This window comes from Paraburkholderia agricolaris (assembly GCF_009455635.1).
Lineage (GTDB): Bacteria > Pseudomonadota > Gammaproteobacteria > Burkholderiales > Burkholderiaceae > Paraburkholderia > Paraburkholderia agricolaris.
Window position 1 is genome coordinate 2,921,416 of record NZ_QPER01000002.1, and the last position, 16,467, is coordinate 2,937,882.

Genomic DNA, 16,467 nt, shown 5'->3' on the forward strand with positions numbered 1-16,467 from the left:
ATCGAAGGCGGCCGCCAGCAGTTGCAACGGTGCTGGCGCTCCGGGCTTACTTCTTGTAGATGCGCTTGCGGGTCGCTTCGAGGCGAACCAGCACGGCGTCGAGTTGTGACGGATCGCTGTAGAACTGCTGCATCGCCTTCATGCCTTCGTCGGCCATTTCCTTCTGCATGTCGCGATCGTAGAACTGCGCAATGCCGCCCTTGGTGTTCGCGAGCGTCTGGAAACCGACCTTCGAAATCGGATCGTCAGGTTCGGCCGCCAGACTGTTCGACGGCAGCGTTCCCCAGCCCTTCGCGAGATCGGCATTGATCTCCGGCCGTTCCATGAAGGCGAGCAGCCTGCGGGCGTCGGCCTTGTTCCTTGCCTTGGCGGGAATCAGCAGGACGTTGACCGGACCGTCCTCGGCCATCGGCACGTTCGCGTCGATCACCGGGAAGCGGAAGAAGCCGGTCTGCGGTTTGATCGATGCCGGAATGCTCGCCGAGAAGAACGTGCCCATCAGCATCATCGACGCCTTGCCGTTCACGAGAAAAGGCGCGATCGAATCGAGGTCGTAAGAGAGTGCGTTGTCGATGAAGTAGTGATCGTCGATCAGCGTCTTCCAAGCGGCGTAGACCTTTTTTACGCGCGGATCGGTGTAGGGAATTTCACCAGACATCAACTGTTGATGGAATCCATTGCCGTTGATGCGCAGATCGAGATAGTCGAACCAGGCCGCGAGCGTCCAGCTATCGCGCGCGGCAACGGCAATCGGTGCAACACCGCTTGCCTTCAGCTTCTTGCAGGCGTCGAGAAATTCATCCCACGTTTTCGGCTCGCCCTTGATGCCGGCCTTCTCGAAAAGATCCTTGCGATAGAAGAAGCCGTACGCGTCGTAACCCAGCGGCGCGGCGTACTGCTTACCCTGATACGTCGAGGCTTCCTTCACCGACGCATACTGCTGCGACCAGCCGTTCTTGCTCCAGTCCGGCGACAGGTCTTCGAGCAGACCGCGTTGCGCGTAATACGCCATGCGCTCGCCGTCGTGCCACGACACGACATCCGGCGGATCGGTGGCGAGCCAGCCGCTCATCTGCACCTTGTACGCTTCCTCGGTGATGTAGGTCACCTTGAGATCGACGTCGGGATTGGCTTTCTTGAACTTGTCGAACGCGTCCTGCCAGGTCGAGCGCTGATTGCCGCGCGCCGATACATTGACGTTCAGCGTGGCCGCGTCGGCCATGGCGCAACTGAGTGCGCCGGCCACCACAGCGGCCGCGATCGACGCGTGTGCCAAACGGCGAAGGCGAAGAGAAATCATCTTATGTCTCCTTGACTACCTTGTTGGCTGACAGCGAGCCGCTGCCAGACGATTTACCCGCTCTGTGGCGGAATAGGGGTTTCGATCAGGCGGCAACGCGCTCGGGCTCGAACGTGCTGCGTCGCAATGCAACGCCTTCGGCATCGAACAGATGACACGCGGAAGGCGGAACGTGAATGCAGATGCGCTCGCCCGAACCAATCGGCGTATCGCCCGCAGCCTTGGCGATGAGCGTGCCGCCCGCATGATCGGCGTGAATATAGCTGTGCTCGCCGAGGCGCTCCGATAGCACCGTAACGCACCGAATGGCTTGCTCGTCGCCCGAGAGACGCAGATGTTCCGGGCGCACGCCGAGCGTGACCGGCTGACCGCGCTGAAGACGCTCACCGTCGACATGCGCGATCAACCGCTCACCGCTTTTCGTCAGCGTGACGGCTACGCTGCCCGCTTCGATCGAATCAACCACCGCGTCGATGAAATTCATGCGCGGCGAACCGATGAAGCCCGCCACAAAGCGCGACCTCGGATGGTGATACAACTCGAGCGGCGCGCCGGTCTGCGCAATGCTGCCGAAGCGTTCCGCGTCCGCACCCGCGTGCAGCAGCACGATTCGGTCGGCCAGCGTCATCGCTTCGACCTGATCGTGGGTCACATAGACCACGCTCGCGTTCGCGAAGCGCTGATGCAAGCGGGCGATTTCGACACGCGTCTGACCGCGCAACGCGGCGTCGAGATTCGACAGCGGTTCGTCGAACAGGAACACACCGGGTTCACGCACGATCGCCCGGCCGATCGCAACACGCTGCCGCTGGCCGCCAGAGAGCGCTTTCGGATAACGATCAAGCAAGCTGTCCAGTTGCAGAATGCGCGCGGCTTCCCGCACCTTCTGCTCGATAACGTCCTTGGGTTGCTTCGCGAGTTTCAGACCGAACGCCATGTTGTCAAACACGGTCATGTGCGGAAACAGCGCGTAGCTCTGGAACACCATCGCCACGCCGCGCGCGGCAGCGGGCACGTCGTTCACGAGGCGGCCGCCAATATGCAACTCGCCTTCGCTCAGGTCCTCGAGACCGGCGATCATTCTCAGCAAGGTCGACTTGCCGCAACCCGAAGGTCCCAGAAATACGCAGAACTCGTGCTGCGCGATCTCGAGATTCACGCGCCGGATTACCGGCGGATGGTCGCCGTACGACTTTTGCACATTGGTAAGACGAATCGTAGTCATGCTGCTCTCTGCGCGATTTAACCGCTTAAATTTTTGTGAAAAATAAACGGCCAGCTCTTGTGCCGCAGGCATTTAATCGCTTAAATTCGATCTCGGGGAAGAAGCTCATGGATAGATGTCTCCGTTGTGTTTTCCAGAAAGTTATCAACGTCGCTCGCCGCTTGCAACATTTGAATCGCATTCCCTGAATATGGGATAAAGAGAATATGGTCACCCTTTCCGAAGTAGCGAAGCGCGCGCACGTCACCGCCGCCACCGTTTCCAATGTGCTGCGCAACCGCGAAAAAGTCCGCCCGGAGACTGCCGAACGCGTCCTGAAGGCCATCGCCGATCTCGGCTACCGGCCCAACCTGAACGCACGCGCACTGGCGGAGGGCCGTTCGTCGACTCTGGCCTTGATGCTGTCGAACATATCGAACCCGTTCTACCCCGAGTTCGTACTGGCCGCCGAGCGGGCGGCACGCAAAGCGGGATACTTCCTGATGGTTTGCAATACTGACGATGATGCGGAGGTCGGCCGTGCGTATCTGAACCAGATCGCCGGCACGCTCGCGGACGGTGTCCTCGTGATGAACACGGATATCAAGTTCAACGAATTGTGCGCGTCAGCCATGCACAGCGCGCCGATCTTGCTGGCGATGTGGGAGCACCCGGAGACGCCGCCCGCGCTGCCCTGCATTGCCGTGGATTTTGCCCATGCGGGCGCGTTGGCCGCGCGGCATCTGCTTGAACTGGGTCATCGCGAGATTGGCCTCCTGATCGGCGACGGTTGCGGCGGCTTGCAGGATGCGCGCTCCAACGGCTTCCGGGCGGTGATGCGCGAGGCCGGCATCGAAACCGCCGCCGCCGCGATATTGCAGATCCGCGACTCGATCGACGCCGGCTACGCCGCCTGCATGCAGTTGATGGCGAACCGCCCTCAGCTCACCGCGATCTTCGCGACCAACGATCTGCTGGCGATCGGTGCGGCCCAGGCGCTGATCACTCTGGGCCGATCGGTGCCGAACGACGTGTCGGTGATCGGCATTACGGATATTCAACTGGCGCATCAGGTGCACCCCGCGTTGACCACGGTGGCGATCCAGACAGCGAGCGTCGCGGAGTTGTCGATCGAAAGTCTGATCCGGTTGATCCAGACGCCCGAACAACAACCGCCGATGGTGCTGGCGCCGCCGCCGCAACTCATCGTGCGGGCATCGACGGGGCCGCGGCGCATGAGTTGACGTAGCGCTTTAACCGCGCCCGCAGGCTCAAACCCAACAAATCCGCTTCATTCCGTTTACAGTTTGCGGCAAACACTTAAAATAAGCCGCTCGAGACAACGGCGTCTGAATGGATCCCGAGGTTGATGGCGATTCCATGGACCGCCTTCGACGCACACCGCGTCGACAATCAAACGGAGGAGACATGCAGACAGGACGCAAGCTCGCAGCAATCATCGCGTGGGCCGTGACGTGGGCAGCCATGTGGGCCGGCACAACAGCACTGACGTGCCACACCGCCGCCGCCGATGAAGTCCCCGTACAGACCATCACCCTCGCCGGCCTCTCGCAGCCCACGGACATTCTGATCGACCGCTGGGGTGTGCCGCACATCTTCGCGGCGAATGAAGCCGACGCCTTCTTCGTTCAGGGTTTCAACGCGGCACGCGACCGCCTCTTCCAGATCGACTTATGGCGCCGCCGCGGCCTCGGCGAACTCGCCGAGGTATTCGGTCCAGCGTATGTCGAGCAGGACAAAGCCACGCGGCTGTTTCTCTATCGCGGCGACATGAACGCCGAATGGAAACGCTACGGGCCCGACGCCAAGCCGGTGGCCACGCGTTTCGCGTCCGGCGTGAACGCATACATCGATTGGCTCGCGGCGCACCCGGACCAGATGCCCTATGAGTTTCGCAAGGCCGGTTACTGGCCGGCAAAATGGTCGGCCGACGACGTCGTGCGCATCCGCAGTCACGGCCTCACGCGCAACCTGACGAGTGAGGTCGCGCGCGCGAAGGTGGCCTGCCATAGCTCACTCGACGCCGACTCGGTCCGCTTCGGCTTGCAGCCGGCCTGGAAGCCGCACATGCCCGAAGGGCTCGACCCCTGCTTGCCGGACGACGTGCTGAAAGTCTTCACGCTCGCCACGCAGAACGTGCGCGTAACACGCGAGTCGTTGAAGAGCGCGGATGCATCGACCACGGTCATTGCCGCCGCCGACAATCCCGAGGAAGTCACCGAAGGCAGCAACAACTGGGTCATCGCGCCGGACAAATCGGCCACGGGCCGCGCGATCATGGCGAACGATCCGCACCGTGCGTATGCAGCGCCGAGCCTGCGCTATATCCAGCAGATCAGCACGCCTACGCTCGACATCATCGGCGGTGGCGAACCCTCGGCGCCTGGCGTGTCGATCGGGCATAACGGCGCGATCGCGTTCGGCCTGACGATCTTCAACATCGATCAGGAAGACCTCTACGTCTACGAACTGAACCCAGCCAATCCGCGTGAATATCGCTACCGGGGTCATTGGGAGCCGATGCATATCGTGCGGGAGACCATCGCCGTGCGCGGGGGCGCACCGATTGTCGCCGATCTGGCGTTCACCCGGCACGGTCCGGTGATCTACACCGAGGAAGCAAAGCACCGCGCATTCGCCGTGCGTACCGCATGGCTCGCGCCCGGCATGTCGCCGTATTTCGATTCGGTACGTTACATGCGCGCCAAAAATTTTGCGCAGTTCAAGGAGGCGTTATCGACGTGGGGCGCGCCGACCGTCAATCAGGTGTACGCGGATACGCATGGCGACATCGGCTGGGTGCCGAGCGGCCTCGCGCCGAAGCGTCCGAACTGGGACGGCCTGATGCCCGTGCCAGGCGACGGCCGTTACGAATGGGCCGGCTTCTGGCCGCGCGACGACATGCCTTCGGCCTACAACCCGAAAGCCGGTTACTTCACGACGTCCAACGAGATGAACCTGCCTGCGGACTATCCCAATGCCGAGCGAAAACTCGGCTTCGAATGGACCAACGATTCGCGGCATCAACGTATCGACGAAGTGCTCAAGGCGCTGCCCAAGGTGTCGATCGAAGACTCCGAACGACTGCAGAACGATGTTGAATCGATCCCGGCCCGGCGCCTCGTCGCTCTCCTCACGCCGCTCACGAGCGACGACCCGGACACGCGCGCCGCACTCGCCATGCTGAAGGGCTGGGACGCGCAGATGCGGGCCGATTCCGCGCAGGCCGCGCTCGAAGAGGTGTGGCTAAGCCGGCATCTCGGCAGCGCGTTCAAGAACGCTGTCTTGACGAAAGCCGCCGCTGCGTCGTTCGGTGCGCCCGATACCGCCGTGATGCTGGACTCCCTCGAACATCTTCAGGCACGCTTTGGCGAAAACAGCGAGGCGAAACGCGACGCGGTGCTGCTCGCGAGCCTGCATGACGCCTACCGCGAAATGGTGCAACTGCAAGGCGCGGATGCGGGCCGCTGGCAGTGGGGCAAGCTGCAAACCAACCTGAACGCGCATCCGTTTGCCGATCTCGTCGATGCCGACATGCGCGCCAGGCTGAACGTCGGACCGTTTGGTAAAGGCGGTAGCGCCTACACGCCGAATCAGTCGACGTATCGCGCGAGCGACTTCCGGCAGACCAACGGGCCCTCTTTCCGGGTAATCGTCGACGTCGGCAACTGGGACAACTCGCGCGCAGTGAACGTGCCGGGCGAATCCGGCGATCCGTACAGCCCGCACTACCGCGACCTTGCGCAGATGTGGCTCGACGGCCAGTACTTCCCGCTGCTTTATTCGCGTGCGGCCGTCGAGGCCGCCACCGAGAAGCGCATTCATCTCGTGCCGGGCGCCGAGACGAATTGACCTGCTCCACCACTGCCACAGCAGAAAATGCTGTGGCAGCCCGAAAATAACGCTCTGCGCACCGTCAACGCCCCCATGGGATGATTTCATCCACTGCGGCGTACGCGTAGCATCAATCGGCCAGTCGACCAGAATCGACCGTACGTGCGCGGCCGCGCCGCCGCATCGACGAGCCGCCCTCGCCTCGTCCAGAAGCCCTCGAAGGAGCAACCCGATATGTCTCTCGCTTTGACTCGTCACGACCTGATTCACCCGCACAACCTGATCGACGGCAAGTGGATCGACGCCGCCGATCACGCCCGCTTTACCGTCACCAACCCGGCCACCGGCGAATTGATCGTCGAAGTCGCCAACAGCAGCGCCGCGGACGCGCGCGCCGCCACCGACGCCGCCGCCCGCGCCTTCCCCGCCTGGCGCGATAAGCTGCCGCGCGAACGCGCCGAGATTCTGCGCCGCTGGCACGCGCTAATCGTCGCCAATACGGAAGACCTTGCGAAACTGATGTCGACCGAACAAGGCAAGCCGCTCGCGGAAAGCCGTGGCGAAGTCGCCTACGGTGCGTCGTACGTCGCCTGGTTCGCCGACGAAGCGACCCGCATTTACGGCGATCTGATCCCTCAGCAACAACGCGGCAAACGCATGAGCGCCGTGAAGGAACCGGTCGGCGTGGTGGCGGCGATCACGCCATGGAATTTCCCGCTGGCGATGATCGCGCGCAAGATCGCGCCCGCGCTCGCCGCCGGTTGCACGGTCGTGGCCAAACCAGCGGAAGACACGCCGCTCACCGCGCTCGCGCTGGCAGCACTTGCTCAGGAAGCGGGCTTGCCGGACGGTGTGCTGAACATGCTGTCGGCTTCGCGCGAACAGGGCATTGCGGCGGTCGCCGATTGGCTTGCCGACGCGCGCGTGCGCAAGATCACGTTCACCGGCTCCACGCCGGTCGGCAAGCATCTCGCCCGCGAATCGGCCGGCACGTTGAAGAAGCTGTCGCTGGAATTGGGCGGCAATGCGCCCTTCATCGTCTTCGACGACGCCGACCTCGACGCCGCGGTCACCGGCCTGATGGCGGCCAAGTTCCGCAACGGCGGCCAGACCTGCGTGTGTCCGAACCGGGTCTATGTGCAATCCGGCGTGTACGCGCGTTTCGCCGATCTGCTCGCGAAGCGCGTCGGCGCGTTGAAAGTTGCACCCGCAACCGATCCGGACGCGCAGATCGGCCCGATGATCAACGAACGCGCCATCGACAAGATTGCCCGCCATGTAGAAGACGCCGTCAAACACGGTGCAAAAGTGCTGACAGGCGGCAAGCGCCTGGCCGAACTCGGCCCGAACTACTATGCGCCGACCGTGCTGACCGAGGCACAGGACAGCATGCTCGTTTGCTGCGAAGAAACCTTTGGTCCGGTCGCCCCGCTGTTCCGCTTCGATGACGAAGCCGAAGCGATCCGCCTCGCGAACGACACGCCGTTCGGCCTCGCGGCGTATTTCTATACGCAGGACGTACGGCGCATTAATCGCGTTGCGAGTCAGCTCGAAGCAGGCGTCATCGGCATCAACGAAGGCGCGGTGTCGAGCGAGGCCGCGCCGTTCGGCGGTGTAAAGGAATCGGGTTATGGTCGCGAAGGTTCGAAGTACGGGCTCGACGATTACATGTCGATCAAGTACATGTGTCAGGGCGGTTTGGATTAACAGGTTCCTGCGGCTTCCTGCACGTTACGCGCCATCCCATCCGACATCACGCCTCGCTTCACGCGGGGCGTGAGCGTCAAGTCAGCACCCGCCCTCTCCCTCTTCTCGTCATGAACCCCATTCATGACGCTCATTTTTGTCCCTAATTTGACCGGGTTTTCTCGCGGTTCTATGGTTCGGCCATGCCTGCCGGATTCGTAGCGCCGCTCCCTCCACTCAGCAAGGCCGGGATGCGGACTCTCAACACCGTGACCTGTCCATGCCATGAACGCCGACGCAACCGCCGCTCTCTCTCCTCTGCCCGCTGCTCTGCCAACCAGCAAGGTTCGTCGCGCCGTGACGACCGCCGTGCTGGGTCAGATTCTCGAATGGTATGACTTCTTTCTCTATGGAACCGCCGCCGCACTGGTGTTCGGCAAGCTGTTCTTTCCGGTCGGCAGCGATCCGCTGACCGGCACGATCGCAGCGTTCGGCGGCTTTACGGTGGGCTTCATCGCGCGGCCCATCGGCGGCGTGCTGTGCGGCCATATTGGCGACCGCTACGGCCGCAAGACCGTGATGATGCTCACGCTGCTGGTCATGGGCACCGCAACCGTCTGCATGGGCCTGCTGCCGACCTATCAGCAAATCGGCATCGCCGCGCCCGTCATGCTCGTGCTGCTGCGCATTCTGCAAGGCCTGGCGGCAGGCGGCGAATGGAGCGGCAGCATTCTGCTGATTCACGAGAACGCCCCGGCCTCGAAACGCGGCGGGCTGGCAGCATGGAGTCCGTGCGGTGCGGCGTTCGGCTTTGTGCTCTCGACCGCTGCCTTCCTGTTCGCGCAGACGCTGTCGCCTGCCGACTTCCACAGCTGGGGCTGGCGCGTGCCGTTTCTCTGCAGCGCCGTGCTGGTGGCGCTCGGTCTATGGATGCGCCGCTCCGTCGACGAAAGCGCTGAGTTCGCCGAAGTGAAGGCCACGCGCCGCGACAGCCGCATGCCGGTCGTCGAGGTGCTGCGTCAATGTCCTCGCGAAGTGCTGACGGTATTCGGCCTGCGCTTCGGCGAAGGCGCCGCGTCCTATATCTTCTTCGCGTTCTCGATCGCCTATAGCCAGTTCGTCGGCATCAAATCAAGCTGGGTACTCGGTGGCCTGACCTTGTCGATGTTGCTGATGATCCCCGTTTCGCTGCTGATGGGACGCCTCACCGACAAAATCGGCCGCAAGCCCGTCTATCTCGCCGGCGCAATCGCGATGGTGCTGGTCGCGTATCCGTACTTCACCTTGCTCGGCTCCGGTGTGCTGTGGAAAGTCATCGCGGCACTCGTGCTTGCCAACAGCATCACGCTGGGCATTCTCGAAGGCGCACAGCCTGCCTTCATCAGCGAATTGCTGCCGGTGCATCTGCGCTTCTCGGGCCTGGGGATCGGACGCGAGATCTCGTCGGTGCTCGGCGGCGGCCTCTCGCCGATGGTGGCGACCGCTCTGCTCGCCCATTACCGGAGTGCCGCGCCGGTCGCTATTTACCTCGTCGTGCTTGGTTTGATCACCGTGCTCGCGACGTGTCTCGCACCCGAGACCTTTCCCAAAGCACTGCGGCTTCAAGCGCAACGCAAAGAACAGGACCACACCTGAACGTGCAACCGGCGGCGCGCCATCCCCCCTCATCTCTCTTCCTACGTTGTCATCATGCAAAGCCTTCAAAGCAATAGCCTTTCGACGTACGCCTACGAACCTCACGCGATCGATCACGTGCATCCTTATCCTGAGTATGCAGGCCCGATCACACTCGACGCGCTGATCGTCGAGATCGAGCGGCGCCGCGACGAATTCGATCAGATTTCGCATGTGCCGCGCGACATGGTCGCCAAGATGAAACGTGCGGGCATTTTTCGCGCGAGCACGCCACAACGTTTCGGCGGCGACGCGTTGCCGCCGCCGCAATTCCTGCGCATTCTCGAACGCATTGCCAGCGCCGACGGTTCAACCGCCTGGGTCGCCGCGTTCGGCTCGGCCAACACCTATCTCGCCTCACTACCGATCGAAACGCAGCGTCACATTTACGCCACCGGCCCGGACCAGGTCTTCTCCGGCGGCCTCTATCCGCTGCAACCGGCCACACGCGTATCCGGCGGCTTCACGGTCAGCGGCCAATGGCGCTTTGCCAGCGGCTGCAAGGGTGCGGACTGGATCGGCGTGGGGATTGGCGGCACGCCGGCCAATTCGGGCGATGCGAATGCCGGCAAGCCGTTCACCGCAGTATTTCCCGCGCACGAGGTCGAGATCGTCGAGAACTGGAACGTTGTCGGCATGCAGGGCACCGGCAGCCATGACTTGCGGCTGCACGACAAATTCGTCGACACACAATGGACGTTCGTACGCGGCGGCCAGCCATTGATCGATGAACCGCTCTACCGCTATCCCGCCGTCCCTTATCAGGCGCAGGTACACGCCGCCGTCAATATCGGCCTCGCGCGCGCGGCGCTCGATCTGCTGACCGGCATGTCCGGTTCGACAAAAACTACCACGGGTGCACCGCGTCTCGCGGACCGCGCTTACTACCGCTCCGGTCTTGCGAAAGCCGAAGCCAACTGGCGCAGTGCCCGCGCGTTTTTCTACGAATCCGCAGAGGCAGCATGGCAAACGATCATCGCCGGCGACCCCGTCACGCAAGAACAGGCCAACCTGCTGCGTCTCAGCGCGACCCACGCTGCGCAAGTCTGCGCCGAGGTCGTGATGCAGGCCTATCAGATGGCTGGCGTCGCGGCGATCTATCGCGAGAACCGGCTGCAGCGTCTGGTGCGGGATTCGATCGTTGTGACCCAGCACGCGTTTTTGGGCGAAGGGACTTACGACGCATCCGGTGCATTGTTCGCAGGCGTACCGCCGGTCACGCCTTATCCGTGACGCCGTGATGCCGTGATCCCTCGATGCCCCTGACACCAATCGCACTCCCCCGCCATGAGGCAGACAACATGACGATCGAAGACACCAGAAAGCGTTTCCGCGACGCCATGGCGTGCCTGCCCGCCGCCGTCAACGTCATCACCACGGACGGGCCAGGCGGCCGCTGCGGTATCACCGCAAGCGCCGTGTGCTCAGTGACGGACGCGCCGCCGACCATGCTCGTGTGTATCAATCAGGCCAGCTACGCCCACGATATCCTTCATCGCAACCGCAACGTGTGCATCAACGTGCTCGCCGCCGAGTACCAGGAACTCGCGCGCGATTTCGCCGGCATGACAGCGGGCTCGATGGACGAGCGGTTCGAACGTCATGCATGGGCGAGCGGACAGACTTCGGCGCCCGTTCTCTCGGATGCGATTGCCAGTCTGGAAGGCGAAATCGTCGACATCAAGACGGTCGGCTCGCACTCCGTGATGTTCGTGCAGATCCAGCACATTGCGCTGCGATCCGACGGCGACGGGCTGATCTATTTCGGGCGGCAGTTTCATCGCCTGACGCGGCCGGCTGCCATAACGCCGGGTACTCACGCGCATACCGCGAGGTAAACGTGGAAGTCTGTTTCTTTCTTCTTGCTCACTGCGAATACGCACACAAAACGCAGCCGCTTATCAACCCATCTTGGCTCGAAACGGTATCGCGTGAAGTACAGGGCTTGAAGCGTTTCGCGATCCATCTGCCTGTGGAGGCGCCTGATAGTGCCCCTCTGCCGAAGACCCATGCTTCGAGCCCCCGCTTCGCGCTGCAGTGGTATTTCGACGATCTCGGCCTGCTCGAAACCGCGCTTCAAACCGACGGCGTAACGCAAAACATCGTGGATCGCATAGCGAACACTGCGGGCGCCAACCTCACGTTCGCCCAGCAAGCCATGGCGGTCAGAGCGTTCGCCACACCGCATCCCGGTGACAGCGACATGGGCCGGCACACCGAACGATGCACCTACCTCGTCAGCTACGAAGGCGAAGCGGAAAATTTCAACCTATGGCTGACGCACTACCTCACGCATCATCCCCCGCTGATGGCGCAATTGCCCGCGATTCGCGAACTGGAAATCTACACGCGGCTCGATTTCCGCTCCGGCCTGACGATTCCGCGCGCCACCGCCATGCAGCGTAACAAGGTCGTCTTCGACGATCCCGTTGCACTCGCCGCGGCATTGGCGTCGCCGATCCGCGCCAGCATGAAGCAGGATTTCAACGCATTTCCCCCGTATAGCGGAGCCACCCCGCATTTCCCTATGCGCAGCATTTACGGTAATCTGGAATCGACATAAACGCCCCTCATCGCCGCGCTCGGAACGTCATGACAAAGTCGCATCCCGGCATTACGGATTTGAACTTGCTGCGCGTGTTTCTGGCCATCTCCGATCTGCGCAGCCTGACCGCCGCGGGCGAGCGACTCAGCCTGACGCAACCAGCGGTCAGCCATGCGCTGCGCCGATTGCGTGTCCTGTTCGACGACCCGCTGTTCGTTCGAACGCCCACCGGCATGGTGCCGACCGACGCCGCCTTGCGCCTGCACGCGCCTCTCACGCAGGCGTTCGGCATCATCAACGAAGCGGTCCAGCAACTCGCGAAATTCGATCCCGCGACAGCGCAACGGGTCTTCCACGTTTCCATGTCGGACATGTCGGAGTTCTATTTCCTGCCGCCGCTTCTCACGATGCTCGAACAGAACGCGCGCGGCATCCGCATCGAGATCGCGAACTTCCCGGTGGACTCGGTCAGCGCCGCCATGCGCAGCGGTAAGATCGATCTGGCGCTCGGCTATGTGCCGGGTCTCGATCCAGGTTGCGTAAGCAGGACGCTCTTCGTCGACGAACATGTCTGCGTGGTGCGGGCAGGCCACCCGCTACGCAAACAGAAGCCGACCAAGGAGGACCTCGCGGGCTTGCGCTACGTCTACGCCAGCACCAACGCGACCGGGCACAGAATGGTCGAGCAATGGCTGGAAGAGCTGAATCTGCGCCGGGATATCGTCTTGCGCCTGCCGCATTTTGTGGTGGCGCCCGAAATCGTTCAACATACCGATCTCGCGGTCATTTTCCCGAGGAGCATCGCGCAGCGTTTTAACCGCAACAAGGCTTTTCGCATTCTGCCGTTGCCGTTCTCGCTGCCGCCGATCGAAATTCAGGTCCATTCGCACTCGCAATTCGCGGCGGACCCGGGCATTGCATGGCTCCTCGACGTGATATACACCCTGTTCCATCGGCCGTCGGCCGACACCGAGATGAGACCTGTATGAATCTTCGGGCTTTACAGTGCTTTGTGATTCTGGCGGAAGAATTCAATATCGGCTCAACCCTGCAGGAATTGTGTACTCCATGGCGGAATATCTGAACGCTGCAACGCTCCTTGAACTCGCACAACGTGCAGAACAGCGCGCTGCCGCGTCATGCTCGTGTACCAGGACACCGCTGGACGGCTGGCAATCGCAGCCGCTGTCACTCGACGAAACGCAGTTCGAGGAAGTCGGCACGCTTGCACCGCAAGACGATCCGGAACCCACGTTCAGCGAGTACTTGCCCGGCAAGACGAACTACTGGTCGGCCGACGCTCCCATCGCGCCGCGGTACTTCCCGTACAACCGCTGCGCTGTCTGGCAGTGCACGTTGTGCAGCCGGCTTTATCTGCGCTACACGGAAGGCGGCGGCTACTTCGTCGATCGCAGGATTCGCGCCGTACAGTCGGCGCTGATCGAAGACGTCGCGCTTCCTGATTAAAGCTTGCGGCACCGAATGCCGGCAACGCACACCTGGCCTAATGCCCAGGCTTTAGCGCCGCGTATGTCCCCGGCGTGATCCCATAGGCCCGTTTGAAAAGCCGGTTGAGGTGGCTTTGATCGTAAAACCCCACGGCCGCCGCGGCCGTTGCCGCGTTCTGCCCCGCCGCAAGCATGCGTCTGGCGGCGAGCAGCCGCACCTGCGTCGCATAGGCATGCGGTGGCAGTCCAAACTCCTTGCAGAAGGCGCGCGTGAGGTAATAACGGCTTAGCCCCACCAGTTCCGCCAGTTCGTCGACCGGGATATCGCGCTCATAGTTGGCGGCGACGTATTCGCGCACTTGCGCCATCTTGCGGGCTTCGCGGCGACCCTCGCGGAGTTCGTGCCGCGATTGCCCATAGCGCCCGACCAGCATTCCCATCGCGGCCCACCAGTTTGCCTGCCGCTCCATCATCGGGACCGAACCGTGTTCGTCGAGACTGGCATGCGCCTTGGTCAGCAGACCGGCAAGATGCGCGTCCTGGTAGAGCCCTGGTGGAATCAGCAGCGGTGTGTCGTCACGCGAATCGGGCGAGAACACCGCGCCTAGTGCCCCCAGCCCTTCCATGTCGAGATAGATGGCGCGATAGTTCCATTCGCGGCCTTCCCATACTTCCCCGCTGTGATACTCGCCGGGGCCGAACACGAGCACGCTGCCAGGTCCGGCGACGTCGGTGCCGGTACGCGTATGACATTGCCCCGCACCGGTTTGCGTCATGACGATCACGAGCTCGTCATGCAGATGCCGGTCGAATTTGTGATCGCCGTAGCGGGCGATCGCGAGACAGGCGCCGTCCAGCGCGCCGTCCCGCCAGCACACTACCTCCGGTTCGCCTTTATCCGATGTATCCATGGCCGCTCTCAACTCTCCGGGATGCCTGTTAAACCAATTCTATTCTGACCCGGCGATTGCGACGCCCCTTGTTCTCGATCTTCACGATGCGGATCGGTCTCGATTGCGCCGTATTGGTCAGATGCGTGCCGCCGCAGGCCTGCCGGTCCAGGTCGCCGATTTCGACGATTCGCACGGTGCCGTCGGAGGTCGGCGGGGGCGCCACCGAGAGGCTGCGAATCAGACCCTGCGTCGACTTCGCTTCCGCTGCGCTGACGTAATAGGTTCGCACATCCATGGCGCTGCGGATCACCTCGTTGACAGGTTCCTCCAGCAGGCGCAGCGCGTCGTTGTCCGCTTCGGGCAGATCGAAATCCATCCGGGCAGTGCCGTCGGCATTGATCTGCGCGCCGGTCACGAGCGCCCCGGCGAAGCGCTGATAGACGAGAGCGTTAAGAATATGCGTGGCGGTATGAAGCTGGGCGACGGTGGCACGCCGAGCCGCGTCGACGGCCACGTGCACGTTGCCATTCAGTTCGAGCGGCTCGTCGAGCAGATGCCACAGCATGCCGCCTTCCGGCGCCACGCCGGTAATGTGCGCGACGCCTTGCGCGTGCGTCAGCATCGCCGCGTCCGACACCTGGCCGCCGCCGCCCGGATGCAAGGCCGTGCGACCCAGCACGACCGCGCCGGGGCGCGAGGCGATCACGCTCGTTTCGAATTCGAGCAGGTCCGGCTGCTCATGGCAAAGATAGTGCGCCACCTTGAAGTCCCCCGCAGGAAATGACTGATGACGCCCAGCATACTCAGTCTCGCGGGAGGCCGTCTTGGTCAAAAATGCCCTCGGCAGGTTGAATCATCGGAATAATCAGGATAATCGGGGCCGGACCGCGACTGAGGAGGCAGCTCAGAGCCGGTAAAGTGCGGTCGCATTGTCGTGAAACAGCGCGAGCCGCTCACGCGGCGAACGCTTTGCGACCATCTGTTTGAAGCCTGAGAACAGTGCATCGAGCGACACCACCACACTGTCCACGGGGAAATTGCTCGCGAACATGCAACGCTCGACCCCAAAAATATTCAATGCGTCGCGGACAATCGATGCGTTGCGTTCCACCGTCCAGCGCATACCGGCTTCTCCGAGCCCCGAAATTTTCAGGTGCACATTCGGGCATGCCGCCAGCGTCTCCATCGCCATGCGCCAGCCACGCAGGCCGTCATCGCTACGGTCGGCGGGCAAACCTGTATGGTTGACTACGATAGTGACACCGGGAAAATCGCGCGCCAGTTCCGCTGCTTCCGGGAAATGCCACCACGGCGTTTGCAGTTCGAACATCAAACCGGTTCTGGCCAGCAACGCATAGCCGCTGCGCCACCGGTCGCATCGCATCGAGCCCGCAGCCGCAAACGACGCACGGTACTCGTCACGCGGCACCGCCTTGGGTTTATGGCGCACGCTGCGCACCAGCGGCATCGGCTGAAACGCGTGCAGCACGTCGGCAACGTCCGCGCGGTCGAGCCATATTTGCCCGACTATCGCATTCGGAACGCCGCAGCGCGCGTGTAGCGCCGTCGCCCAACGCGCTTCGCCGATGGGGTCGCGCGGGTCCCACTCGCCTTCCATCATGACGGTTCCAACTACCTGGTGCGGCGCGGCGAGCGCAAAGTAGTCGCCGGGCAGAAAATCGCGGCAGATGGCTTCGTAATCGCCATATCGAAACGCAATGCGCGGGCGGTCGCACAGCCACGGATGATAGTTATGCGCCAGATCCCAGAAGTGATGATGCGCGTCGACAATCGGCAACTCGCCGTCGTCGCCGCTGGCGAGGAAACGTTCACGCGCGGCGTCGATATCGGTCGGCATGCGC

Annotated in this window: 14 protein-coding genes; 9 read left to right on the forward strand and 5 right to left on the reverse strand. The window is 62.6% G+C overall.

Features of this window, described 5'->3' with window-relative positions:
* Positions 1–46: 46 nt before the first annotated feature.
* On the reverse strand, positions 47–1,300 hold the full coding sequence (locus GH665_RS34325; RefSeq protein WP_153141518.1) for an ABC transporter substrate-binding protein: 1,254 nt from the start codon (positions 1,298–1,300) through the stop codon (positions 47–49).
* Positions 1,301–1,385: 85 nt separating this feature from the next.
* Positions 1,386–2,525 carry an ABC transporter ATP-binding protein gene (locus GH665_RS34330; protein WP_153141519.1) on the reverse strand — a complete coding sequence of 380 codons (1,140 nt, stop codon included), beginning with the start codon at positions 2,523–2,525 and terminating at the stop codon, positions 1,386–1,388.
* Positions 2,526–2,731: 206 nt separating this feature from the next.
* Here GH665_RS34330 and GH665_RS34335 point away from each other — a divergent pair, with 206 nt between their 5' ends.
* From GH665_RS34335 to GH665_RS34375, 9 genes are all read left to right on the forward strand, one after another.
* Complete coding sequence (locus GH665_RS34335) at positions 2,732–3,748, forward strand: LacI family DNA-binding transcriptional regulator (RefSeq protein WP_153141520.1); 1,017 nt, start codon at positions 2,732–2,734, stop codon at positions 3,746–3,748.
* A 241-nt stretch (positions 3,749–3,989) separates the two neighbouring features.
* Positions 3,990–6,377, forward strand: coding sequence for a penicillin acylase family protein (locus GH665_RS34340; RefSeq protein ID WP_153142443.1), 2,388 nt, complete (start codon positions 3,990–3,992; stop codon positions 6,375–6,377).
* 216 nt (positions 6,378–6,593) lie between these two features.
* Complete coding sequence (locus tag GH665_RS34345; protein WP_153141521.1) at positions 6,594–8,066, forward strand: NAD-dependent succinate-semialdehyde dehydrogenase; 1,473 nt, start codon at positions 6,594–6,596, stop codon at positions 8,064–8,066.
* 264 nt (positions 8,067–8,330) lie between these two features.
* Complete coding sequence (locus tag GH665_RS34350) at positions 8,331–9,680, forward strand: MFS transporter (protein WP_153141522.1); 1,350 nt, start codon at positions 8,331–8,333, stop codon at positions 9,678–9,680.
* A 54-nt stretch (positions 9,681–9,734) separates the two neighbouring features.
* Complete coding sequence (locus GH665_RS34355) at positions 9,735–10,952, forward strand: acyl-CoA dehydrogenase family protein (RefSeq protein ID WP_153141523.1); 1,218 nt, start codon at positions 9,735–9,737, stop codon at positions 10,950–10,952.
* A 68-nt stretch (positions 10,953–11,020) separates the two neighbouring features.
* Positions 11,021–11,557, forward strand: a complete 537-nt coding sequence (hpaC, locus tag GH665_RS34360; RefSeq protein ID WP_153141524.1) for a 4-hydroxyphenylacetate 3-monooxygenase, reductase component — start codon at positions 11,021–11,023, stop codon at positions 11,555–11,557.
* Between the two features lie 2 nt (positions 11,558–11,559).
* Positions 11,560–12,282, forward strand: a complete 723-nt coding sequence (locus tag GH665_RS34365; protein WP_153141525.1) for an ethyl tert-butyl ether degradation protein EthD — start codon at positions 11,560–11,562, stop codon at positions 12,280–12,282.
* 29 nt (positions 12,283–12,311) lie between these two features.
* A complete protein-coding gene (locus GH665_RS34370; protein ID WP_153141526.1) occupies positions 12,312–13,253 on the forward strand; it encodes a LysR family transcriptional regulator in 942 nt (313 codons plus the stop codon).
* A 79-nt stretch (positions 13,254–13,332) separates the two neighbouring features.
* Complete coding sequence (locus GH665_RS34375) at positions 13,333–13,731, forward strand: hypothetical protein (protein WP_153141527.1); 399 nt, start codon at positions 13,333–13,335, stop codon at positions 13,729–13,731.
* Between the two features lie 37 nt (positions 13,732–13,768).
* On the opposite strand, the gene GH665_RS34380 is transcribed toward GH665_RS34375, so the two are convergent.
* The 3 genes from GH665_RS34380 to GH665_RS34390 form a co-directional block, all read right to left on the reverse strand.
* A complete protein-coding gene (locus GH665_RS34380; protein WP_153141528.1) occupies positions 13,769–14,623 on the reverse strand; it encodes an AraC family transcriptional regulator in 855 nt (284 codons plus the stop codon).
* A 28-nt stretch (positions 14,624–14,651) separates the two neighbouring features.
* Positions 14,652–15,365: an alanyl-tRNA editing protein gene (locus tag GH665_RS34385; RefSeq protein WP_153141529.1), complete on the reverse strand. Its 714-nt coding sequence runs from the start codon at positions 15,363–15,365 to the stop codon at positions 14,652–14,654.
* 144 nt (positions 15,366–15,509) lie between these two features.
* A complete protein-coding gene (locus tag GH665_RS34390) occupies positions 15,510–16,463 on the reverse strand; it encodes an amidohydrolase family protein (protein WP_153141530.1) in 954 nt (317 codons plus the stop codon).
* Positions 16,464–16,467: the final 4 nt, after the last annotated feature.

Coding starts and splice junctions, on each gene's coding strand:
- GH665_RS34325 (WP_153141518.1), bottom strand. CDS start 1,300: ATGATTTCTCTTCGCCTTCGCCGTTTGGCACACGCGTCGATCGCGGCC.
- GH665_RS34330 (WP_153141519.1), bottom strand. CDS start 2,525: ATGACTACGATTCGTCTTACCAATGTGCAAAAGTCGTACGGCGACCAT.
- GH665_RS34335 (WP_153141520.1), top strand. CDS start 2,732: ATGGTCACCCTTTCCGAAGTAGCGAAGCGCGCGCACGTCACCGCCGCC.
- GH665_RS34340 (WP_153142443.1), top strand. CDS start 3,990: ATGTGGGCCGGCACAACAGCACTGACGTGCCACACCGCCGCCGCCGAT.
- GH665_RS34345 (WP_153141521.1), top strand. CDS start 6,594: ATGTCTCTCGCTTTGACTCGTCACGACCTGATTCACCCGCACAACCTG.
- GH665_RS34350 (WP_153141522.1), top strand. CDS start 8,331: ATGAACGCCGACGCAACCGCCGCTCTCTCTCCTCTGCCCGCTGCTCTG.
- GH665_RS34355 (WP_153141523.1), top strand. CDS start 9,735: ATGCAAAGCCTTCAAAGCAATAGCCTTTCGACGTACGCCTACGAACCT.
- hpaC (WP_153141524.1), top strand. CDS start 11,021: ATGACGATCGAAGACACCAGAAAGCGTTTCCGCGACGCCATGGCGTGC.
- GH665_RS34370 (WP_153141526.1), top strand. CDS start 12,312: ATGACAAAGTCGCATCCCGGCATTACGGATTTGAACTTGCTGCGCGTG.
- GH665_RS34375 (WP_153141527.1), top strand. CDS start 13,333: ATGGCGGAATATCTGAACGCTGCAACGCTCCTTGAACTCGCACAACGT.
- GH665_RS34380 (WP_153141528.1), bottom strand. CDS start 14,623: ATGGATACATCGGATAAAGGCGAACCGGAGGTAGTGTGCTGGCGGGAC.
- GH665_RS34390 (WP_153141530.1), bottom strand. CDS start 16,463: ATGCCGACCGATATCGACGCCGCGCGTGAACGTTTCCTCGCCAGCGGC.